At 60.0% G+C, this 22,981-nt stretch carries 18 protein-coding genes; 8 read left to right on the plus strand and 10 right to left on the minus strand.

Translation table 11 applies throughout. The annotated features are described in order from the left end of the window. Positions 1-338 precede the first annotated feature (338 nt). A complete protein-coding gene (locus AC1ROI_RS24790; protein WP_102593853.1) occupies positions 339-2,306 on the minus strand; it encodes an alkyl/aryl-sulfatase in 1,968 nt (655 codons plus the stop codon). Between the two features lie 414 nt (positions 2,307-2,720). Here AC1ROI_RS24790 and AC1ROI_RS24795 point away from each other — a divergent pair, with 414 nt between their 5' ends. Next, complete coding sequence (locus AC1ROI_RS24795; protein WP_102593854.1) at positions 2,721-4,079, plus strand: MATE family efflux transporter; 1,359 nt, start codon at positions 2,721-2,723, stop codon at positions 4,077-4,079. 70 nt (positions 4,080-4,149) lie between these two features. Here AC1ROI_RS24795 and AC1ROI_RS24800 read toward each other — a convergent pair whose 3' ends face one another. Next, positions 4,150-5,076, minus strand: coding sequence for a universal stress protein (locus AC1ROI_RS24800; RefSeq protein WP_077749851.1), 927 nt, complete (start codon positions 5,074-5,076; stop codon positions 4,150-4,152). A 273-nt stretch (positions 5,077-5,349) separates the two neighbouring features. Here AC1ROI_RS24800 and AC1ROI_RS24805 point away from each other — a divergent pair, with 273 nt between their 5' ends. Then, positions 5,350-6,591: an MgtC/SapB family protein gene (locus AC1ROI_RS24805; protein WP_102593855.1), complete on the plus strand. Its 1,242-nt coding sequence runs from the start codon at positions 5,350-5,352 to the stop codon at positions 6,589-6,591. A 15-nt stretch (positions 6,592-6,606) separates the two neighbouring features. Here AC1ROI_RS24805 and AC1ROI_RS24810 read toward each other — a convergent pair whose 3' ends face one another. Continuing rightward, positions 6,607-7,506, minus strand: coding sequence for a diguanylate cyclase domain-containing protein (locus AC1ROI_RS24810; RefSeq protein ID WP_102593856.1), 900 nt, complete (start codon positions 7,504-7,506; stop codon positions 6,607-6,609). 211 nt (positions 7,507-7,717) lie between these two features. On the opposite strand from AC1ROI_RS24810, the gene AC1ROI_RS24815 reads away from it, so the two are divergent. Beyond that, the gene (locus AC1ROI_RS24815; RefSeq protein ID WP_102593857.1) at positions 7,718-8,641 is read left to right on the plus strand and encodes a universal stress protein; all 924 of its coding nucleotides are present in this window, start codon (positions 7,718-7,720) and stop codon (positions 8,639-8,641) included. 53 nt (positions 8,642-8,694) lie between these two features. Here the strand turns inward: AC1ROI_RS24815 and AC1ROI_RS24820 are convergent, their stop codons facing one another. Then, a complete protein-coding gene (locus AC1ROI_RS24820; RefSeq protein ID WP_010459307.1) occupies positions 8,695-9,258 on the minus strand; it encodes a GNAT family N-acetyltransferase in 564 nt (187 codons plus the stop codon). Positions 9,259-9,486: 228 nt separating this feature from the next. Between AC1ROI_RS24820 and AC1ROI_RS24825 the strand changes: the two genes are divergently transcribed. Then, positions 9,487-10,398: a universal stress protein gene (locus AC1ROI_RS24825; protein ID WP_010459308.1), complete on the plus strand. Its 912-nt coding sequence runs from the start codon at positions 9,487-9,489 to the stop codon at positions 10,396-10,398. Here AC1ROI_RS24825 and AC1ROI_RS24830 read toward each other — a convergent pair. Both AC1ROI_RS24830 and fnr read right to left on the minus strand, forming a co-directional pair. Next, positions 10,388-11,371, minus strand: a complete 984-nt coding sequence (locus AC1ROI_RS24830; RefSeq protein WP_102593858.1) for a zinc-dependent alcohol dehydrogenase family protein — start codon at positions 11,369-11,371, stop codon at positions 10,388-10,390. The two genes, AC1ROI_RS24825 and AC1ROI_RS24830, sit on opposite strands and share 11 nt — an antisense overlap. A 23-nt stretch (positions 11,372-11,394) precedes the next feature. Continuing rightward, positions 11,395-12,138 carry a fumarate/nitrate reduction transcriptional regulator Fnr gene (gene fnr, locus AC1ROI_RS24835; protein ID WP_102593859.1) on the minus strand — a complete coding sequence of 248 codons (744 nt, stop codon included), beginning with the start codon at positions 12,136-12,138 and terminating at the stop codon, positions 11,395-11,397. Positions 12,139-12,389: 251 nt separating this feature from the next. Here fnr and AC1ROI_RS24840 point away from each other — a divergent pair, with 251 nt between their 5' ends. Next, a complete protein-coding gene (locus AC1ROI_RS24840) occupies positions 12,390-14,762 on the plus strand; it encodes a phosphoketolase family protein (RefSeq protein WP_102593860.1) in 2,373 nt (790 codons plus the stop codon). Between the two features lie 52 nt (positions 14,763-14,814). Beyond that, positions 14,815-15,699, plus strand: coding sequence for a universal stress protein (locus AC1ROI_RS24845; RefSeq protein ID WP_077749857.1), 885 nt, complete (start codon positions 14,815-14,817; stop codon positions 15,697-15,699). Between the two features lie 33 nt (positions 15,700-15,732). Here the strand turns inward: AC1ROI_RS24845 and AC1ROI_RS24850 are convergent, their stop codons facing one another. Both AC1ROI_RS24850 and ftsH read right to left on the minus strand, forming a co-directional pair. Then, positions 15,733-16,158 carry a potassium channel family protein gene (locus AC1ROI_RS24850; RefSeq protein WP_010459314.1) on the minus strand — a complete coding sequence of 142 codons (426 nt, stop codon included), beginning with the start codon at positions 16,156-16,158 and terminating at the stop codon, positions 15,733-15,735. Between the two features lie 9 nt (positions 16,159-16,167). Beyond that, entirely contained in the window at positions 16,168-18,012 is a 1,845-nt protein-coding gene (gene ftsH, locus AC1ROI_RS24855; protein WP_010459316.1) for an ATP-dependent zinc metalloprotease FtsH, read from the minus strand. Positions 18,013-18,315: 303 nt separating this feature from the next. On the opposite strand from ftsH, the gene AC1ROI_RS24860 reads away from it, so the two are divergent. Both AC1ROI_RS24860 and AC1ROI_RS24865 read left to right on the plus strand, forming a co-directional pair. After that, positions 18,316-19,236, plus strand: coding sequence for a universal stress protein (locus AC1ROI_RS24860; RefSeq protein ID WP_102593861.1), 921 nt, complete (start codon positions 18,316-18,318; stop codon positions 19,234-19,236). A 96-nt stretch (positions 19,237-19,332) separates the two neighbouring features. Beyond that, positions 19,333-20,721 (plus strand): MBL fold metallo-hydrolase RNA specificity domain-containing protein, encoded by a 1,389-nt coding sequence (locus tag AC1ROI_RS24865; protein WP_256580159.1) that lies wholly within the window; start codon positions 19,333-19,335, stop codon positions 20,719-20,721. A gap of 53 nt (positions 20,722-20,774) precedes the next feature. Here AC1ROI_RS24865 and AC1ROI_RS24870 read toward each other — a convergent pair whose 3' ends face one another. Together AC1ROI_RS24870 and arcD are read right to left on the minus strand one after the other, a co-directional pair. Then, positions 20,775-21,317: an Hsp20/alpha crystallin family protein gene (locus AC1ROI_RS24870; RefSeq protein WP_010459321.1), complete on the minus strand. Its 543-nt coding sequence runs from the start codon at positions 21,315-21,317 to the stop codon at positions 20,775-20,777. Between the two features lie 84 nt (positions 21,318-21,401). Further along, entirely contained in the window at positions 21,402-22,895 is a 1,494-nt protein-coding gene (gene arcD, locus AC1ROI_RS24875) for an arginine-ornithine antiporter (protein ID WP_077749859.1), read from the minus strand. Positions 22,896-22,981: the final 86 nt, after the last annotated feature.

Consider the following 22,981-nt stretch of genomic DNA (forward strand, 5'->3'; position numbering starts at 1 on the left):
TCACGGTTGACTGCGGTTCGTACCTTCAGTCTGGCACTCAAGATGCCGAGGTGAGGAGGAGTCCATCCCATTGCTTTGGGTCGATGACTGCCCTTCGCGACGGGCAGAAATCGGCCAGGAGCGGACTGCCTGCCCTATTAATAAATCTGAGAATTATCTGGCTGGCCTCGTAAATCCGGATCCCGCCAGCCCAGGCGTTACTGCCCAATAGGGTCAAAACAAGGATCTGTGGAGCAATATTCAGTCGGCAAGCGTGGCTGCTTCGATACATAGCGCACCCTCTGAGATTCATCAGGCAAACCAATCAAACCCATTGCCAGAGTGCAAGCGCATAAGCGCTACGGTTCCGCGATGGTGAACCAGAAATCGAACTTGTCGAAATGGGTCAGCATGTCTTTAAACTTGTCCTTGTCGCCTTCTATTTTCACTTCGCCACTGTCCGATAAGTTGCCCAGTTTCAGTTTGCCCAAGGCGATGTCATCGAGGGTGGTCCGGTTAAGAGTGACCGTGCCGTCGGTCTTATCCAATGGCTTGCCTTTTTTGTAGTTCATGACGCCGTTTTTTACAGTCAATACGTACGTGGCGTTGGTGTCCGGGAAGTTGAGGTTGAACGTATAGGACTTCTCGCCGACTTTCGGGCCATTCAAGTGAATGGCAAGGAAGTCGAGAAACATTTCAGTGGTCATGCCGCGAATGATGTCAGGTGAACTGGTGTTGGGCGTGACCATTTTCTTGACGCCCCCACGCAGTTCTTGGGCGCCGGACAGATAGAAGTTTCGCGCAGGCCCCGATTCAGCCTGGTAACCCATCTGTTCCAGGGCGTCAGCCTCGACAGAACGAGCAGCCTGGTTCTTCGGATCGGCGAACACTACCTTGTTGGCGACAGTCGCCGCCCAGCGGTAGTCGCCTTGGGCATAGGCTTCCTGAGCGGTTTTGACCATCTTGTCGGCACCCACCATTTCGACGTACTTCTTAGCCTCCTCGGTTGGTGGTAATGGATCGAAGTTGGCCGGGTTACCGTCCCAGAAGCCCAGGTAGAGTTGATAGGTCGCGCGCACGTTATGTTTGAGATTGCCGTAGTAGCCGCGGTTATAGAACTCTTTCGCCAGGCTGTCAGGCAGGACGAACGCCTCGGCGATCTCGTTCATGGTCATGCCCTGGTTGGCCATGCGCAGCGTCTGATCGTTAATGTACTTGTAGAGGTCGCGCTGTTTCTCCAGATGCTGCACAACGCGATCATTACCCCACTGCGGCCAATGGTGGCTACCGAACGACACCACGGCATCCGCCCCCCACAGATCAATGGTTTGCCCCAGGGCACTCGCCCACTTTTGCGCGCTGCGAACTTTTGCACCACGCAGGGTCAGAATGTTGTGCAAGGTGTGGTTGCCATCCTCGGCCAAGTCAATGGCTTTGAATTGCGGGAAGTAGAACAGCATTTCAGCCGGAGCTTCTGTGCCGGGCGCCATTTGGAACACCACCTCGATCCCGTCGACGGTGAGTGTTTCTCCGGTTTTCTCGATCAGTTTGTTCGGTTCGAGCAGGGTGATGGTGCCTGCTGCTGTGGTTATACCCAAGCCACCACTGACCGTACCTTTTGGGTCTTTTGGCAACAGATTGCCGTACATGTAAGAAGCGCGACGGCTCATCGCGGTGCCGGCAAACACATTTTCACTGACCGCTTCTTCCATAAAGCCTTCAGGGGCGATCAGCGGCACTTTGCCGGACTTCACATCGGCGTCGTCGACCATCGCGCGCACGCCAGCGAAGTGGTCAACATGCGAGTGAGTAAATATCACGGCAGACACTGGTAGTTTTTCAACTTTGTCATTGACCAGCCCCAGCGCCGCTTTGGCTGTTTCCGCCGAAGTCAGTGGGTCAATGACGATCCAGCCAGTCTTGCCACGGATGAAGGTAATGTTGGCCAGATCGATATTGCGTACCTGGTAGATACCATCCACCACTTTGAACAACCCTCGAATCGTCAGCAACTGCGATTGCCGCCACAGACTCGGGTTGACGGTGGCCGGTGTCGGGCCTTCTTGCTTGAGAAAGTCGTACTGAGACAGGTCGATAACGGTATTGCCCGCATCGCCCTTGATCACAGGACTGGGTAAATCGGCAACGAAACCGTGGTTCGCATCGTCGAAGTCTTGTTTATTGGCAAAGGGCAAATAGCTGAGCAAAGCATCGTTGGCTTTTCGAGTTGCATCGGTGGCGTCGTTAGGTGCGGCGTGCACCGCGCCGATTACCACGCAACTCGATAACACCGCGAGTACTATTTGTCTGGGAAGCAGAGCTAGCATGTCGTGTCTCCTCATGTTTGCAAGCACACTCCCGAAACAGCTTCTGACGTCGGGAATAATTTCGTACAAAGCAATGAAAAACGCAGGTCATAACAGGGTGGCTGCATGGCGCATTGGGGGCTGTGCGACGGTGCTCCACTGACTCGATACTCTAGCTCCGCACCCTGGTCCGCATTTATTGTGTTTACCCTTGGAGTATTACGATGCCAAGGCCTGCAGAGTTGAGATAAATCAAGCAGTCAGTGATCGTGTATGCGGTTAGTGAGGACGGGAGAACGCCCGTGGAATTGACAGGCAGCTTCTGGCCGAAAGCACACATCACTCACGTTGTTGACATCCGCGAAATCGAAAGGGCAGTGCCCAGCCCCCTAGCGTAGAATTCCCAAACCGCGCCCACCCCGAGACGGACCCTCAATGCAAACCCCAGCCCCTCAACATCCCCTCTGGAAAACCTACCTCCTTTTCCTCGCTCCCATGGTCCTCTCCAATTTCCTCCAATCCATGTCGGGCACCATCAACAGCATCTACATCGGCCAAATGCTCGGCACCCAGGCCCTGGCCGCCGTGTCGGGCATGTTCCCCATCGTCTTCTTCTTCATCGCCCTGGTCATCGGCCTCGGCGCCGGTGCGGGTGTGCTCATCGGCCAAGCCTGGGGCGCGCGCGAGCCGCACTTGGTGAAAACCATCGCCGGCACCACGTTGCTCCTGGGCGCAATGATCGGACTGGTAGTGGCGATTTTGGGCAGCGTCTTTGCACGGCCCGCCCTGCAAGGCCTCGGCACACCGGCCGACGTGATTGACGATGCGGTGTCTTACGCCCACGTGATGATGTGGATCATGCCGTCGCTGCTGGTCTACGTGCTGTTCACTCAGCTGCTGCGCGGGGTCAGCGATACGGTGTCGCCGTTGATTGCGTTGGTGGTGTCGACGTGTATCGGGTTGGCGCTGACGCCAGCGTTGATTCGTGGGTGGTTCGGGTTGCCGATGATGGGGATTCAGAGTGCAGCGTATGCGGGGCTGGCGGGGAATTTGTCAGCGATGGGCTGGTTGGCGTGGCGCCTGATTCGCAAGGGGCATCCGTTGGCGCCGGATCGGGAGATGTTTGCGGCGATGCGCCTGGACCTGGTGATTCTCGGCAAGGTGTTGCGCATCGGTTTGCCGACCGGGTTGCAGATGGTGGTGTTGTCGGTGTCGGAGTTGGTGATTCTGGCGCTGGTGAATCGGCACGGTTCACAGGCGACGGCGGCGTATGGGGCGGTGACGCAGATCGTCAATTACGTGCAGTTTCCGGCGTTGTCGATTGCGATCACCGCGTCGATCCTTGGCGCTCAGGCGATCGGGGCAGGGCGGCTTGAGCGCATGGGGCCGATTTTGCGCACGGGGCTGTTGATCAATGTGTGCCTGACCGGTGGTCTGGTGGTGTTGGGGTATTTGCTGTCGCACTGGTTGCTGGGGTTGTTTCTCACCGAGGATTCGACCCGGGCGATGGCGGAGCATCTGCTGCACATCATGCTCTGGAGCCTGTTGGTGTTTGGCTTTCAGGCGATTGTCGGCGGCATCATGCGCGCCAGTGGTTCGGTGCTGGTACCAATGGCGATTTCGATTTTCTGCGTGGTCGGCGTGCAGTTGCCGGTGGCGTATCTGCTGGACGGGCAGTTTGGGTTGCAGGGCGTGTGGATGGCCTTTCCCGTGGCGTACCTGGGCATGCTGGTGTTGCAGACGGCGTATTACAAAAAGGTCTGGAAGCATCAGGCGATCGAGCGGTTGGTGTAGCGCCGCGCCATAAAAAATGGGCTGCCGTGCAAACGGCGGCCCATTTTTTTGGATGGCGCGCGGTCGTTGCTTATTCCTCGATGACTTCCGGCGACACCACCCACACGCTGCACGGCATTTTGTACAGCAGGTGTTCCACTGTGCTGCCGATCAGCCGCCCGATGCCGCGGTGGCCAACCCGGCCCATGACGATCACGTCGACGTTGTAGGCATCGGCATAACTGGACAGGACTTTGGCCGGGTTGCCCATCACCATGTGCCGCTGTTCCGGCGGAATGCCGTTGCGTTCGGCCAGCGCGTTGAAGGCTTCACCTTGGGCGTCGAACAGGGTTTTGGCCTTGGTCGAGGAGAAGAATTTGGTGGCGTCGCCGAAACCGAACTCATCAGCGCCGATGGACGACAGGTCATAGGCGTACACCACGTCGACCTGGGCGTTGCAGGCCGTGCCCAGCTTCACCGCCTCATGCAGGATGCGGTCATTGAAGCCTTCGTATTGGCCATCGCGATGGAACGGGTCGACGGCCGCGACGATCCGGCGCGGCAAGGCGTGTTGCACGTTGCTGACAAAATGCAGCGGCACCGGGCATTCGCGCAGCAGGTGGATGTCCAGCGGCGTGAACATCATCCGTGAAAGCAGCGATTCGTGTTGCAGCGCCTTGATCACCAGGGTCATCGGCTGCTCTTTGAGGTGGATCAGGATTTCCTGCAACGGACGTTCGACCCAGACCACTTCCGTGGTGACGGTCACGCCGATCTTGCGCAAGGGCCGGGCCTGATCTTCCAGCCACTGGCGGTGGCGCTCGACGTACCCCAGGCGCATCTGCTCCAGGGCGTCCCGGTTGACCAGGCTGGCGGTGGCCAGGCCTTCCAGGAAATCGAACGCGACGATGTGCAGCGCCGCGTCTTGCGCCTTGGCCAGCGCGGCGGCCCGGTCGAACGCGGGGCTGTTTTCCATCAGGGGCGAGGCAATGAGCATAAAGCGTGCTTGTTCGGTCATGACAATTCTCCCTTGGGTCTTCACACAGACGCAGGCCTGAAGTGGCCGCGAGGGTTGGCTGGAGCGTTTACCTGAAGTCCATAGTGGCAATGGTGAGGATGGGCCGCTTGATCTTTGTCAAACCTGCGCGTGTCGGCGCGAGGGCGGCCGACGTTTGGTTGCCTGGGCCATACTGGAAGAGGTTGATCATGATCAACCTGGGCATGAACGGTTTGGCGCACGCTGGCGTCAACTGAATGCAGATCCCCCCGGCCTGGCCGGATTGAGAGTCCAATGAATGAAACCCTCGGTGGCATGACCGGCGCGGCGGCTGCGCTGGGGATCGGCATGCTCATCGGCCTTGAACGCGAACGGCACAAGGGGCGAGGGGACAGCCGTGCCTGTGCCGGTTTGCGCACGTTCGCGATTACCGCGTTGCTGGGGTATGGCGCGATGCAAGTGGGCGGCGGCTTGCTGTTGGGGATCATGGCCACCTGTGTGGCGTTGCTGGTCACGGTGGCGTACTGGCGCAGCCTGAGCGATGACCCGGGCGTGACCAGCGAAGTGGCCTTGTTCACGGTGTTGGTGCTGGGCGGGTTGTGCGTTACCGCGCCGGCGCTGGCCACGGCCATCGGTGTGGCGATGGCGGGGTTGCTGGCGTATCGGCAGAAATTGCATCACTTTGCGCGCAGTCAATTGACCGAGGCGGAAATGCGCGACGCGCTGGTGCTGCTGGTGGCGGTGCTGGTGGTATTGCCGTTGGCGCCGGACCGCTTCATCGGCCCCTATTCGGCAATCAACCTGCGAACCATTTGCGCCTTGACCGTGCTGCTGATGGCGATAGGCGCAGTGGGCCATATTGCCGTGCGAACACTCGGCAGCCGTTACGGCTATGCGCTCAGTGCCATCGCCTCCGGGTTTGCCTCCAGCACTGTGACCATCGCCACGATGGGGCATCGGGTCAGCGCGGAGCCCGGCAACATCAAGATCCTCGGCGCTGCGGCGATTTTCTCCAACCTGGCCACCTTCACGCAGGTCGGCCTGATCCTGGGGGCGGTTGAACCCGATCTGCTGCGTCACGTGTGGGGACCGCTGTTGTGCGGGACCATCGCCACCGCGCTCTATGGCCTGGGTCTGATGTTTCACAAGCCGGTGGCCGGCCCCAGCCAGCCGATCAAGGTCGGTGGGGCCTTCAACCTCAAGCTGGCCGTGGTGGTCGCGCTGGCCATGACCGGTATTACTTTTCTGTCGTCGATGATGCTCAACTACTTCGGCGAGGTGGGGGTGATGCTGACGGCAGCCTTCACCGGGTTCGCCGATGCGCATGCCTCGACGGCCTCGATTGCGGCCCTGGCCAAGTCCGGGTTGTTGCCGTTTGATGTCATTGCCGCGCCTGTGCTGCTCGCGGTCAGCAGCAATTCCCTGAGCAAATGCGTCGTGGCCTGGGTCAGCGGCGGGCGCCGGTTCGCCGTGTATGTGGTGCCCGGCCAGGTGTTGCTGACACTGGCGATGTGGGCGGGCCTCTGGTTGCTCTGAGGCCCTGTTTGCGATCTAGTCATCGGGCGACAGTCGTTTGAAGCGGCAGGCGTTGCCACCGGCTCGCTTGGCCAGGTACATGGCCCCGTCAGCCTGTTCGAGCAGGTCTTCGACACTCGCGCCATTGGCAGGAAACAGGCTGATCCCGACGCTGATGGCCGTGTTGATGCGGTGCGCATCGATCATGAACGGCTCACCGATCGCGGCGATCAGCTTGTTGGCCAGGGCTTCAAGCTGGTCGGCTTGTTCCATGCACGTGATCAGGATTGCGAACTCGTCGCCACTCAAGCGAGCGACCACGTCAGACCTGCGCACGGACTGGCCCAGGCGCTCGGCGACGGCCACCAGCAGCTTGTCGCCACAGGCGTGTCCCAACGTGTCGTTGACCGATTTGAAGTGGTCCAGGTCGATAAACATCAACGCCAGTGGCTGCTGGTGTTTGGTGGCGTGGTTGATCGCCTGATTGAGCAGGTTCAGAAACAGACTGCGGTTGGGCAATCCAGTCAGGGCGTCATGGAACGCCAGTTGCTGCATGTTGGCGCGTTCTTCATCCGTGACCTTGAAATTGTGCAGGATGGCGATGAAATGCGTCACCACGCCATGAGGGTCGAGCACGGGGGTGATGATCTGATTGACCGTGCAGCTGGCGCCGTCCTTGCGTCGCTCGACCATTTCGCCCTGCCAGGGCAGGCCCGCCAGAATCGTCAGCCACAGGTCACGGTAGAAGGTGGAACTTTGTCGACCCGAAGACAGCAGGTGCGGGGTTTTCCCCACCAGTTCCGGCTTGGAATAGCCGCTCAAGCGGCAGAACGCATTATTGATCCAGACGATGCATCCCGTGCGCTCGGTGATCAACACCGGGTTAGTCGCAGCGTCCCATGCTCTTGCCAACACCTGCTGGTCATATTCGATCATTGCCCCCTCCCATGTAGCCCTGGACGCATCAGGCCTTGATTCAGGCTAAGAGGAAGGGGCCGGGAATCTGTTGATCAAAATCAACTTTTACGGACGCAACGGGCATCAAAAACGCGCGTTATAGCTGATAAAGATCAAGTTGCCCGAAGCAGGAACGCTCACTCTGAATAACTGTTCATTCCATTGAAACGACCACGTGCCGAGGTGCCCCATGTCGCAGACTCAGCGTTTACTGTTAATCGCTCCCCAAAACATGACCCACACGCCGGCCTTCGACCGTGCCGCCGCGTTGTCGCTGGCCATGCAGATGCCCTTGCACATCGTCGCCTTCGATTATTTGCAGGCCCTGGCGGTGGCGGGGTTGTTCGCCCCCGAACAGATCAGCCTGGCCCGTGACGGGTATTTGCAAACCCATCGGGAATGGCTCGCCGAGCAAGCCGCGCTGATGAGAAAGCATGGCGTCGAGGTCACCAGCGAGGTGGTCTGGGTGCAGCATCCGTATGAGGAGATCCTGCATTTCGTCAACGAGATGTCCTTGGCGTTGATCATCAAGGATGCGCAGGAAGAGTCAGCCTTGAAGCGCGTGTTTTTCACGCCGCTGGACTGGCAGTTGTTGCGCGATTGCCCGGTGCCGGTGCACCTGGTGACCAACGCCGTCAACCCTAAGCCGCACAACGTGCTGGCCATCATCGATGTGTTGCGCAGCGAGGACCATGACCACGTGTTCAACGACCAGATCATCGACGCCGCAGCGAAGCTGGCCTCCGTGTGTGGTGCAACCCTTGAGCTGGTGCATGTGTATGACTGGACGGCCGTGTATGCCCAGGACATTGGCTTTGGCGCGCTGCCATTGGCCGTCGGGATTTATGAAACCCTGGGCAGCGCCCAGCACGAAGCGTTTGCGGCGATTGCCGAACGCCACGGGGTAGCGCCGCAAAATCGCCATTTCATCGAGGGCGCGCCGCTGACGAGCATTTGTGATTTTGCTGCTGAGCACCGCACCGATGTCATCGTCATGGGGACGGTGCAGCACAAGGGGCTGAACAAGCTGTTGGGGACCACGGCCGAGCAACTGTTGCATCGGGCGCCTTGCAGCGTATTGGCCATCAAGCCGGGCCGGGTTTTACAATCCTGAAGGCTGGATCGTCCCGCGATGAACCGTTGGCCTGAACATCGCGGGACGATTTTTTACAGGGCTAGACGGTGAATGACCTGACGCGTGTCATCAGGATCGTTGTGTGTTTCGAAACCCAGCGCTTTGGCCAGGTCACGCATCGGCGTGTTGCTGGCGGAGTCCACCGAATACATCTGGCGGAAACCGTTCTTGCGCGCGGCTTTGATCAAATGCTCCATCAACAAGGTGCCCAGGCCCAGGTGCATCCATTCATCGGCGACGGTCACGGCGCATTCACATTCATGTTCCCCCGTAGCGGCATAGCGGCTGACACCGATCTCGATCAGTTGGCCATTTTCGTGGACCAGCGCAATGAAAGCCGTGCGCTGTTTGTTATCGGTGTCCATCAGCTGGTCGAGCATCGCCGTGCCGGGTTCGTTGATCTGTGCGAGAAAGCGCATATGCCGGGACTCGGGCGACAGGCGCTTGATAAACGCGCGTTCACGTTCGCGGTCTTTTTCCGCCAGTGGCCGGATCAGCACATGACGCCCGTCCTTGAGCGCTTCGATCCAGTATTTGCCGGTGACGGCGGCATAGGCCGCAGCGGCTCGGTCATTGTGGTCTTTGACAGTCAGCATGGGGTGTTCCTCCATCCGGTTTGAAAGGTGGGCGGCACGATGACGAGCCGTTCGGTGACTTCCTTTCTACGCCGTTGGCGACGCCTGAATCTGATCTGGATCAGAGAGTCGCGACGGCAGGCGTTGATTGGCTCATGTTTGATGTAAATCAAGCGGGAGGAGGGGGCGAGGAGCGCAGTCTTGGACACTTGCCGGCGTTTGATGACCGGTGTCGAGCCGAGGTGTGTGATGGGCCAATACCAACGTTTGTTGCTGATCGCCGACCAAACCCTGCATCAGTCCCCCGCCATGTTGCGGGCCGTCGCGCTGGCCAGGGCGAGCGGGGCTGAACTGGCGGTGCGGGCCTTTGTCGAGCCGGCGCCGGTGGTGCATGTGTGGGAAGACAAAATCGACGACGCACGCTATCAGGGCTATTTGCGCCGCTACCGTCGCTGGGCCGCCGATGAAGTCGAACGGCTCAACGAGATGGGGCTGGACGCAACGGTCGAGGTGGTGTTCACCACCCATCCGCTGCTGGATATTCTGCGAACGGTCGAAGACTTCAAGCCGGATCTGCTGATCAAGGATGTCACCTTCGAACCGTTGCTCAAACGGGTGTTCATCACACCGCTCGATTGTCACTTGCTGCGCGAGTGCTCGGTGCCCGTGCACTTGGTCAACCAGGCGCGTTACGGCTTGCCGCACCGGGTCGTGGCGGCGGTGGACCCGTTCGACCCGTCGACGCAAATCAATGGCTTGAATGACACGATCATCCAGACCGCGAACGCCCTGGCCCTGCAATGCGACGCTCCGCTGCACCTGCTTTACGCCTACGACTTGTCACCGGCGTTCAACGGCGATGCGCCGTTGGCCAGCGGTGGCTGGGACGTGGATTTAATCGAGGAACTGCGCCAATCCTTGCACCAGGCCTTTGTCGCCCTTGCGGATCGCTACGGTGTACCGCCAGAGCGGCGGCATTTCGTGATGGGCCTGCCCGTGCCGGTGATCAGTGAATTCGTCGAGCACTACCTGGCGGATGTGGTGGTGATGGGCACGGAGCACAGAGTGGGGATCGACCGGTTGATCGGCAGTAACACCGAGCGGGCGCTGTACTCGGTGCCGGGCAGCATTCTGGCCGTCAGGTCGAACGTCAGGGGGTGAGCACGATGGCACCCTTGAACTGCCCGGCCCGTAAACAGGCGAGCGCCTGGTTGGCGTCTTCCAGGGCAAAACGGGTGACGTCGCAATGCACAGGCGTGTGTTGCAGTTCTTCGAAAAACGCGGTGCCGTCTTCACGGGTCAGGTTGGCCACCGAGCGCACGCTGCGTTCGCCCCACAGCAGCCGATAAGGGAACGCGGGAATGTCGCTCATGTGAATACCGGCGCAAATCACGCAGCCGCCCTTGGCAGTGACGGCCAGTGCCAGCGGCACCAGCGCACCGACGGGGGCGAAAATCAGGCTGGCATCGAGCAGGTGCGGCGGAGGCTGGTCCGATGGACCGGCCCACTCGGCGCCCAGTGACCGGGCATAGGCCTGGCCTTCGCTGTCCTCAGGTCGAGTGAAGGCCGATACCCGTTGACCCCGGCCCCGCGCCACCTGAATCGCCAGATGCGCGGCGGCCCCGAAGCCATAAAGGCCCAGGTGCCGAGCGCCCTTGGCCATTTGCAACGCGCGAAAGCCGATCAGCCCGGCACACAGCAATGGCGCGGCCTGGAGGTCCGAGAGCACCTCGGGAATAGGGAAACAGAAACGCTGGTCGGCCACGGTGTACTCGGCATAACCGCCGTCCAGGTGACAACCGGTGAACTGCGCGTGGTCGCAAAGGTTTTCCCGGCCCGAAGTACAGAACGCGCATTCACCGCAGGTCCAGCCCAGCCACGGAACGCCGACCCGCCGGCCGATCCAGTCGGGCGCGACCTCGCTGCCCACCGCCGTGACTTCGCCGACGATTTCATGGCCGGGTACCCGTGGCAGCACGGCTTGCGGCAATTCACCGTCCACCAGGTGCAGGTCGGTGCGGCACACGCCGCAGGCGAGCACTTTAAGCAGCAATTGATGTGGGCCAGGTATCGGGATGGGACGTTCTTGCAATTGCAACGGTTGGCCGGGGACAGTCAGAACCATGGCGCGCATGACAAAGCTCCAGGCGGGCGAAATCAGCGAGGTTGGCGATGACAGCCGGCGACCATCTGCTTGAGACCTTCCATGTCCTGGATCTTGACGTCGCGGCCGGCGATCTCCACCAGCCCTTGGTCCCGCAGGTGCGCAATGCCCCGGCAAATGGTTTCCAGGCGTAGCCCAAGATAGGAGCCGATTTCTTCGCGACGCATTTTCAGCACGAACTCCTTGGATGAATAGCCACGGATGCTGAACCGTTGGGACAGGTTCAGCAAAAAAGCCGCCAGGCGCTCATCAGAGTTCATGTTGCCCATCAACATCAGCATGCTGTGATCGCGCACGATTTCGCGGCTCAGCAGCCGGTTGAGGTTGTGCTGCAACGACGGCAGGGTTTGCGCCAGTTTTTCCAGCTGCGCAAAGTGAATGGGGCAGACTTCGCTGTCCTCCAGGGCAAACGCCGTGCAAGCGTGCGCATCGGCACTGATGGCATCCAGACCGAGCATTTCGCCGGGTATGTGAAACCCGGTGACTTGTTCACGGCCATCGACGGACACCACGCAGGTCTTGAATGAGCCGATACGCACTGCGTAAAGCGAACGCAGAGGGTCACCGGTGCGGTACAGCGCGGCGCCCTTTTTGACCTTGAAGCGTTGCACGATCAGCGTATCGAGCCGTTCGACCTCCTCTCCGGTCATGCCAATGGGAAGACACAACTCCAACACACTGCAGCTGGAACACGCAGACTTGAGGTGATGAACTTGCAGGGGACGAATTTCAGGCATGGGGGCGGACGCCATCTGGGAGTGGTTTAAGCATAGTTGGTGAGCCATCGGGGAGGAGCTTCATTCGGGCGTTTGACGGGGTAATAGACGAACGGGAAAACCGTCCCTTACGGTTTGATTTTCATGGCATTTCAACGCCCTTCAACTTGAGCGCCGACGGCGATACTTGATGTAAATCAAGTCCCGAGCGTTCCAGACTCCCAGAATTGGTCAAGGATTGCCGGCCGGTCGGACCTTTTACGGAGAACTTCATGAGCGATTTCCTGAGTGATGAGCAACTGGAGGGGCTGGACGCCTATTGGCGGGCATCCAATTACCTGGCCGTCGGGCAGATCTACCTCAAGGACAACCCGCTGCTGCACCAGCCTTTGACCCTGGCGCACATCAAGCCGCGTTTGCTCGGTCACTGGGGCACAACGCCGGGGCTGAACCTGATCTATACGCACCTCAACCGGCTGATCAAACAGTACGACTTGAACATGCTGTTCGTCGCAGGGCCTGGTCACGGCGGCCCCGCCGTGGTGGCGCAGACTTACCTGGAAGGCACCTATACCGAGTGTTACCCCTCGGTGGAGCGCGACACCAACGGCCTGGTTTGTCTTTTCCGGCAGTTTTCCTGGCCTTACGGAATCTCCAGCCATGTGTCGGCGCAGATTCCGGGTTCGATCCATGAAGGCGGCGAACTCGGTTACAGCCTGGTCCACGCCTATGGCGCGGCGTTCGATAATCCCGATTTGATCGTCGCCTGCGTGATTGGCGACGGTGAAGCCGAAACCGGCACGCTGGCGGCGAGCTGGCACTCCAACAAGTTTCTCAATCCGGCGCGTGACGGGGCGGTATTGCCGATCCTGCACCTCAATGGTTACAAAATCGCGAACCCCACGGTGCTGGCCCGAATCAGCGAGGATGAGCTGTCGGCCCTGATGTATGGCTATGGCTACGACCCGTATTTCGTTGAAGGTGATGAGCCGGCGCAGGTGCATCAGGCCCTGGCCCGGACGCTGGACACGATGGTGCTGAAAATCCGCGAGATCCAGCGCGAAGCGCGCCAGCCTCGGTCATCCGGGGCGCCAGAGCGGCCGCTTTGGCCGATGTTGGTGTTGCGCACCCCCAAAGGCTGGACCGGACCGAAATTCGTCGATGGCCATCGTGTCGAAGGCACCTGCCGTGCGCATCAGGTGCCCTTGGCCGATTTCCAGCAACCGATTCATCTGCGGCAACTGGAGGAATGGCTCCACAGTTACCGACCCGATGAGCTATTTGATGCCAATGGCGCGTTGTTGCCCGACATCGCGGCGCTGGCACCGACCGGGCATCGGCGCATGAGTGCCAATCCCCATGGCAACGGAGGCGCGTTGTTGCGACCGCTGGACCTGCCGCGATTTGCCGACTACGCGGTGAAACTCGAGGCTCCCGGCAGCCTGCGCGCCGAGGCCACGCGCGTCTTGGGCACGTTTTTGCGCGACGTGATGAAAAACAGCCTGGCCTCGAACAACTTTCGCCTGTTCGGCCCGGATGAAACCGCCTCGAACCGGCTGGACGCGGTCTACGAGGTCAGCGCCAAGACATGGATGGCGCCACTGGAGGCGGACGACAACCATTTGGCCGCCGATGGCCGGGTCATGGAAATCCTCAGCGAACAGGTGTGCGAGGGCTGGCTAGAAGGCTATCTGCTGACCGGGCGACATGGCCTGCTGTCCTGTTACGAGGCGTTCATCCATATCGTCGATTCGATGGTCAATCAGCACGCCAAATGGCTGAAAACCGCCAGCGAAGTGCCGTGGCGCAAACCGATTGCTTCGCTCAATTATTTGCTGACCTCCCATGTCTGGCGTCAGGACCATAACGGCTTCTCCCATCAGGACCCCGGGTTCATCGATCTGGTGGCGAACAAAAAATCGGACGTGGTGCGCATCTACCTGCCGCCCGACGCCAATTGCCTGTTGTCGGTGGCTGACCATTGCCTCAAGAGCTGCAATTACATCAACGTCATCGTCGCCGGCAAACAACCGGAATGGCAGTGGCTGGACATCGATGCCGCCATTTGCCATTGCCAGGCCGGCATTGGTCGCTGGGGGTGGGCCAGCCAGAACGATGACGACCCCGACGTGGTCATGGCCTGCGCCGGCGATGTGCCGACCCTCGAAACCCTGGCCGCCGTGACGCTGTTGCGCGAGTACGTGCCGGACTTGCGGGTGAGGGTGGTCAATGTGGTCGACTTGATGGTGTTGCAGCCGTCCTATCAGCATCCCCACGGGATGTCGGACTCGGCGTTTGATGAGCTGTTCACCGTCGACAAACCGGTGATTTTCGCCTTCCACGGTTATCCCGCGCTGATCCACCGCCTGCTCTACAAACGCACCAATCATGACAATTTCCACGTCCGGGGCTTCAAGGAGGAGGGCGCGACCACCACCCCGTTCGACATGGCGGTAATCAACAATCTGGATCGGTATCAACTGGCGCTGGACGTTGTCGAGCGGGTGCCGCGGCTGCGCGATCAGCTGCAAACCGAGCGGTCGCGCTACTGGTCGACGATGGAGCGGCACAAGCTCTACCTCATCGAACACGGACAAGACATGCCCGAGGTGCTGAACTGGCAATGGGCGCTGGCAAATCCCTGAGTCTTGCCGCGCCGCGGTGCGTGTCGAATGTTCACCTGACGGGAGTCACATCATGAGCCAGTATCAACGCTTGTTACTCATCATCAACCCGGCCCTGCGCCATTCCCCGGCGATCAAACACGCGGCGGCATTGGCCAGGGCCAGTGGCGCGAGCCTGCATATCGCCGCTTTCATTCCTTCGTTCAAATTGTTGTCGCTGCTGGAGGAAGGTGATCGGGAACAGGCCCGTCAGCGCTACCTGCAAGACCATCGTGATTGGCTCCAGGTGCAGGCCGAGACGCTGCGTTGCGAGGGCATCGATGCGACCACGGAGGTGGCCTGGGCCGAGGATATGGAGCAAGACATCCTCGATCATGTCACGGAAATGCAGCCCGACCTGTTGATCAAGCAGGTGCAGCACGAGTCAGCGCTCAAGCGCGCCTTTTTCACCCCGCTGGATTGGTACTTGCTGCGCCACTGTCCGATGCCGGTGTATCTGGTGGGCGGGCGCGGCGACGGCTGGCCGCGCAAGATCGTGGCCGCGGTGGAAGTGTCCGACACCGAGTCCCCCGACAATACGCTGAACGACCGCATCATCAGGCAGGCCAACAGCCTGGCCATCCAGTGCGATGCCGAATTGCATTTGCTGTACGCCTGTGACATTTCGGCGGCCTTTCTGGCGGACATGGATGGATTGACCCTGGCGGACCTGACCAAAGCACTGCGCAAGGACCTGCAGCAAGCCTTCGTGAAACTCGCCGGCCAATACGGTGTGCCTGCGGATCGTCGTCACCTGGTGTCCGGCCATCCGGTCAAGGCGTTGAGCGAATTTGCCCACGAACACGAGGTGGATGTGATCGTGATGGGCAAGGTCCAGTCCTCCGGCGTCGACAAGCTCCTGGGCAGCACCACCGAGCACATTTTGTATCAGGTGCCGTGCAACGTGCTGGCGGTCTAGTGGCCCCGGGAGGGCTGCGTGCCTTCGGGCCGGCTATTTGCGCTTCCAGTACTTCTGCATTTCAAGAAACAGGAAGGACGCCGTCCAGGTGATGAGTACCAGACCGGTCAAGGCTTGCAGGCCGGTCAGGTATTTGAGGTTGCCCACCGGTGAAATATCGCCGAAGCCGATGGTCGTGTAGGTGGTGAAGGAAAAGTACACGCAGTCCATGAACGAGCCATCGAAGTTACCCGTCAAGGTGCCCCATTCGCCGGAACGCACCATCAGGTAATAGACCAGTGCGAAGCACCAGACTTCTGTTGCGTGGGCAAACAGGGCCCCGAATACCCCGACGACGATCCTGAAGCGGCTCCAGAGTCTCAGGCGGGGCAGCCAGTCGTTCAGGCGTAACAGGCATTCGTAGTGGATGACCACGACGATGATCACCACCAGTGTATTGATCAGCGTGACTGCCAGCATGGCGAACCTCTAGCGATCGCGCAGTGTCACGGCGAGGGGGAGTGTCAGGACCGGCTTCATGGGCTGAAGCGGGGGGAACTCTTCAGGGGTCAAGGTTTCTTTCTCCAGCAAGAGACGGGCCCCGGCGTCCAGATCGGTGCGGCGGCTCTGCAGCAACGCCTTGGCCCGGGTGTAGGCTTCGTCGAGCAGGGCACGGATGCCCAGGTCGATCTCCCTGGCGGTTTGTTCCGAATAGTCTTTCTCACTGACGCCCTGCATGCTGTCGCCAAGGTAGGTGGCCGTTTTTCGCTCCAGCACCGCCAGACCCAGTTCGGCGCTCATGCCAAACCGGGTGAGCAATTGACGAGCAATATCGGTGGCGCGGGCCAGGTCGTCGGCCGCGCCGGTGGAGATCTGGCCATACGCCAGGAATTCGGCGGCTCGACCGGCCATCAGCACGGCAATCCGGTCCTTGAGCATCTGGCAGCTGATGAGGAAGTGATCTTCAGTGGGGCGCTGCAATGTATAGCCCAGCGAGCCAATGGCCCGGGGCACAATCGAGACTTTATGCACGGGGTCCATGGCCGGCAGACTGCTGGCGGCCAGGGCATGCCCCATCTCGTGATAGGCCACCACCTGACGCTCGTCGGCACGCAACACGCTGCTCTTGCGCTCGACCCCGGCGACAATGCGTTCCACCGCTGCGGTGAAGTCTGCAAGATTGACCGCGTCAGCGCCGCGACGCGTAGCGACGATGGCCGCTTCGTTGACCAGGTTGGCCAGGTCAGCGCCCGTGAAGCCCGTGGTGATGTCGGCAATCTGCTCGCTGTCCAGCGTGGGCTCCACGACGATTTTTTGAAGATGAACCTTGAGGATGGCCTGACGGCCTTTGCGGTCTGGGCGATCGATCAGCAGCTGGCGATCGATCCGACCCGCTCGCAGCAGGGCGGGGTCGAGAATTTCCGGGCGATTGGTTGCGGCAAGTAGAACGACGCCTTCACGCGGATCGAATCCGTCCAGTTCGGCAAGTAACTGATTGAGGGTTTGTTCTTTTTCATCATTGCCGCCAAATGCACCGACGCCACGCATTTTGCCCAAGGCATCCAGTTCGTCGATGAAAATGATACAGGGCGCCGCTTCCCGAGCCTGTTCGAACAAGTCGTGCACGCGGGCGGCGCCGACGCCGACGAACATTTCGACGAACTCAGACCCCGAGATCGAGAAGAACGGCACACCGGCTTCACCCGCGATCGCTTTAGCCACCAGCGTCTTGCCAGTGCCGGGCGGGCCGACCAGCAACGTACCCTTGGGAATGTGCGCACCCAGGCGTGAGTATTTCGCCTTGTCCTTGAGGAATGAAACGATTTCCACCAGTTCGGCCTTGGCCTCATCGATGCCGGCGACATCGGCGAAGGTCACCCCGGTATCGCGCTGGACGAACACTTTGGCGCGGGACTTGCCAATGCTCATCAGCCCGCCCATGCCTTGTTTTTCCGCCAGCCCGCGAAACAGGAAATGCCAGACCACCATGATCAGCACAAAGGGCAACAGCCAGCCCAGCAGGCCACTCAGGAAAGTATTTTCATTGATGCCGGTAAAGCCGACACCTGAATGCGCGAGGTCGCTCGCCAGTGCTGGATCGACCCGCACCGTCGAGAACTGCAGGCGTCCGTCGATGGGCTCTTGAAGCTTGCCGCTGATCTGGTCTTTCTCGATCCGCAAATCGCTGACTTTCTGTTCGCTCAGCAGTTGCAGGAACTGACTGTACGGAATGCTCTGCACCACACGCCGTTCGATAAACAAAAACTGAACGAGGGTCAGCACGACAAACGCAATGGCGAAGTAAGACAGGTTCCATTGGTGGGTTTTTTTCATGGACGTGGCTCAGAGAAGGGGCCGCGGCGGGGATGGCGCAACCGTGAGTCTGGTCAGTGTTTTCTACGCCTGAGCGACAAAAAATCATTGAGTTAAATCAACAATGCTTCTGTGCGCCCGAAGTCGATGGGGACGCCCGCCGAAAGCCTTCCATTAGTTGACAAAGATCAGAGCCACCACGGGATAACCCCTGATACTCAAACAACAGCTTTCCAGCCGCCATCAGTCTGTAGAGCTGCACAAACGCCGACAGGAATCGGGTTTGCGGTAAGGCAATAGGTCGATCCCAGGACGAGGTAGGTGATGCTGAATATCAAACGTATCTTATTGATTGCCCCTTCCGAGATGGTCCGCACCCCGGCATTCGACCGCGCACATGCACTGGCCTGTGCCACCGGTGCCTTGCTGCACATCGTTGCCTTCGACTATGTGCAGGTGCTGGCCGTTGCCGGACTGTTTGACCACGATGCGATGGCTCAGGCGCGGGAAGGCTATTTGCAAGTGCACCGTCACTGGCTGGAGCAGCAGGCCCGGTTCCAGCGGTGCATCGGGTTGCAAGTGACCACTGAAGTGGTCTGGGCCAAATCCAGCCGGGCGAACGTGCTTGAGTACGTCAACGATTTCCATCCGGACCTGGTGATCAAGGACACCCACCATGTACCCGCACTCGACCGCGCGTTCCATCGGCCACTGGACTGGCTGTTGCTGCGCGACTGCCCGTCCCATTTGCATTTGGTCACCGAGGCCAGGAATCCCAAGCCGTTGAACATTCTTGCGGTCATCGATCTGTCCCATCTGGAGGAACTGACGCAGGGTCTCAACGACCGGATTCTCGACCTGGCCTCGACGCTGGCGGCCTCCTGTGGCTCAACCTTGCAACTGCTCAACGTCAGCAGCTGGTCGGTGGTGGGCGACGCAACGATGAGTGTGCCGACGCTGAGTCTGAATGACAGCCTCAGAGATGCGGTCAACGATGCCCAGGAGGAGGCCTTCGAGGCGCTTGCCGAACGCTATGGCATCGACAGGCAACGCCGACACCTGCTGACCGGCATTCCGCACAAAGTCATCGGGTTGTTCGCCAAACGGCACGCATTCGACATGGTGGTGCTGGGGACGGCCTATAGCCATGGGCTCGACCGGTTCATCGGCAGTACCGCCGAGAGCGTATTGAACCGCGCACCGTGCAGTTTGATGTTCGTCAAGCCACGCCCCTGGCTCGACTGAACGGCTACCCGTTGCGCCACAGTTGATAAAAATCAACAGCCCTTGAGCCGAAAGGAGCGATCAATAGCGCTTCCATGAATGTTCAAGGAGACGGCCATGCGAATGACATTTCTTGGTGCTGCGGGCACCGTCACGGGCAGCAAGTACTTGCTGGAGCATCGCGATCAACACGTGCTGATCGATTGCGGATTGTTCCAGGGCTACAAGCAACTGCGCTTGCACAACTGGGATCCTTTCCAGCTGCCGGTTCGCGACCTCCAGGCCATCGTGCTGACCCATGCCCATCTGGATCACAGCGGCTACTTGCCGGTGCTGGCGCGCAATGGTTATCGCGGCCCGGTGTATGCCACGCCCGCCACCTGTGAATTGGTCAAAATCCTGCTGCGAGACAGTGGTCGCTTGCAGGAAGAAGAGGCCGAATTCGCCAATCGACACGGCTTTTCAAAACACGCCCCGGCGTTGCCGCTTTATACCGAGCAGGACGCCGAACGCGCACTGAAGCTGTTGCATCCGGTTGAGTTGCATCACCGGGTCACGATTGTTCCGGGGCTCAGTATTCTGTTGCGCGGGGCCGGGCATATCCTGGGCGCCGCGACCGTTGAAATCGTCGCCGATGGCATCACGCTGGTGTGTTCCGGGGACCTGGGGCGGCCGAACGATCCGTTGATGTTCGCCCCGGAAACCATCGAACAGACCGATTACCTGCTCATAGAGTCGACCTACGGTGACCGTCGTCATCCTGAAGAGTCGCCAGAGAAACAACTGGCCGAGGTCATCACCCACACCGCGCTGCGCCATGGCATCACCCTGGTGCCCTCGTTTGCGGTCGGGCGAGCGCAATTGTTGATGTATCACTTGTACCGACTCAAACAGCAGCACGCGATCCCGGACCTGCCGATCTACCTCAACAGCCCCATGGCGACGGATGTCACGCGCTTGTATCAGCGTTTTCGCAGTGAGCACCGGTTGTCGCTGGAGGACTGCGAAGGCATGTGCCAGGGCACGCATTTTGTGCGGGCGACCCGTGACTCGATCGAGCTGGATCAGCAACGCACCCCGGCGGTGATCATCGCCGCCAGCGGCATGGCGACCGGAGGACGGGTGCTGCACCACCTCAAGGCACTGGCGCCCAATCCGCTCAATACCCTGCTGATTCCGGGCTTTCAGGCCGGCGGCACCCGCGGTGCGCAGATCATCGCGGGTGCGCCTTCGGTGCGTATCCACGGCAAGGAGGTGCCAATCCGGGCCGAGGTGGTGCCGATGGAAACCCTGTCGGCGCACGCTGACGCCGACGAGATCATCGAGTGGTTGCGCGGGTTCAAGCGGCCGCCGAAACACACCTATGTGGTGCACGGCGAGCCCAATGCCTCGGATGTCTTGCGCCGGCGCATCAGCCTGGAGCTGGGCTGGTCGGTTTCGGTGCCGGAATACCGTGACAGCGTCGAGCTCACGCCCATCGATCCGTCTTCAAGTTCATCGTCCTGATAAAAAAGCCCCCTGGCCGGTTTTCCGGCCAGGGGGCGAGGGCTGCTCGGGACTTACTCGCCCTTGATCGGCACGACTTTGTCCGCTTTCATCGCGTCAGGCTTTTTCGGCAGCGAGATGCTCAGCACGCCTTTGCTGAAACTCGCGTCGATCTTCTCGGCATCGACGCCTTTGGGCAAGCTGAACACCCGTTCGAAGGAGCCGTAATGGCGCTCACTGAGGTGATAGCCTTTGCGTTTTTCCTCCTTGTCTTCTTTCTTTTCCCCTTTGATGATCAGGCTGCCGTTGGACAGTTTGATCTCAATGTTTTTCTGATCCATGCCGGGCAGTTCGGCGGTGATTTCGTAGCTTTTGTCTTTCTCGGTGATGTCCACGGCCGGCAGGCTGGGGACCGTCAACTCCTGCGACCATAAAGGCTCGACATCGAACAGCCCACGACTGAAGGGGGATAGCCCCCGGCCGTGACCAAAGTCCGAGAACAGTTGATCGACCTGCTGCCGGAGTTTTTCCAGAGGTCTCCAAAGGTCTGTCGTGACGGAGGGCTGATTCCCTTTTTCCTCAGTCTTTATCGGCATTTTTTTCACGGAATTGCTCATTTTCAATACTCCTCTTGGGATTGAAGGGTGGACTGAACATCCCTCGCTGCATTCCACCCGGAAAACACTCAGCAGTCCCTTGCGTTACAAGGCCAGCGTCCCGGACCACAGCATCCACCCGGCAAAGGCGGCCGCCGTCCAGATGATGATTAACAGCCCGGTTTCAGGGCCGCTGAGCGGTTGGCCCTGGCGAGACTTCATCGTGACCAGGTAAATCAACGAGCCGGGGGCGTAAAGCAACGCGCTGAGCAGCATGTATTTAGGCCCGGCGGCATACAGCAGCCATGTGCAATACAGCGTGGCGACCAGGGCGATGGCCATGTCGCGCAGTTGCAGGCCCCTGTGACCGGCGTAGGTCTGGCCCTGCCAGGTCAATTTCAGCGCGTACAGACCGCTGAACAGGTACGGCAGCAGAATCATCGACGTGGCCAGAGAAATCAGCGCGAGGTAAGTGGCGCTCGAATACAGCGTCAGCAACAGGAACAGTTGAATGCAGCCGTTGGTGATCCACAGCGCATGGGCCGGCACGCCTTGGGTGTTCTCCACGGCGAGTGTCCCCGGCATGACGTTTTCCTTGGCCGGTGTGAACACCGATTCGGCTGCCAGCAGCGTCCAGGCGAGCAGGGCACCGCCCACCGAAATGATCAAGCCGATGCTGATCAGCACCGCGCCCCATGGCCCGGCCGCCGCCTCAAGCACGCCAGCCATCGACGGGTTTTTCAGCGCCGCCAGTTCTGGCTGTCTGAGAATGCCCAGCGACAACAGGGACACCGCGATCAGCAGCAACAGGGTGATGACAAAACCGATGACCGTGGCACGACCGACGTTGGCCCGTTCTGCGGCTCGGGCGGAAAACACGTTGGCGCCCTCGATCCCGATGAACACCCACACGGTGACCAGCATGGTGCTTTTGACTTGATCAAGCGTGCTGCCCAGTGCCGACGAACCCCAGAAGTCGACCGAGAAGGTTTCTTTCTGAAAGGCCGCGATCACCAAACCGATAAACAGCAGCAACGGCACAATTTTGGCGATCGTCGTCAACGCGTTGGCCCGCGCCGCGGTGCGCATGCCCCTGAGGATCATCCAGTGCAACGACCACAGCACCACGGACGCTCCGGCAATGGCCGCTTTGTTATTGCCTTCACCAAACAGCGGGAAGAAGTAGCTCAGCGCCGCGAACAGAATCACCAGGTAACTGACGTTGCCGATCCAGGCGCTGATCCAGTAGCCCCAGGCGGAATTGAAGCCGAGGAATTCGCCGCCCAGGGCGCGGGCATAGGCAAACACGCCGTTGTCCAAGGCCGGCTGGCGGTTGGACAAGGTCTGGTAGACCAGGGCCAGGGACAGCATGCCCACGCCAGTAATCAGCCAGCCAATCAGAATCGCCCCGGCTCCGGCACTGGCCGCCATGTTCTGCGGCAGACTGAAAATACCGCTGCCGATCATCGAACCGACCACCAGCGCGATCAGCAAACTCAGGGAAAGTCGTTTGGGCTCGACCTTTCGCAAGCTGCCCGCCAACGGATGGGGGACCGTCGGTGGGATGATCGGTTGAGTGCCTTGCAGTTGGGTAGCCATGTCAGCCTCCACGAGACGAGACGAGAGTTCTCTGCACTCACCGCGAATGCGCTGGTGCGAATACTGGCTCTAAATGTCGGCGTGAA

The sequence above is a fragment of the Pseudomonas sp. GW823-FHT02C02 genome (assembly GCF_058797635.1).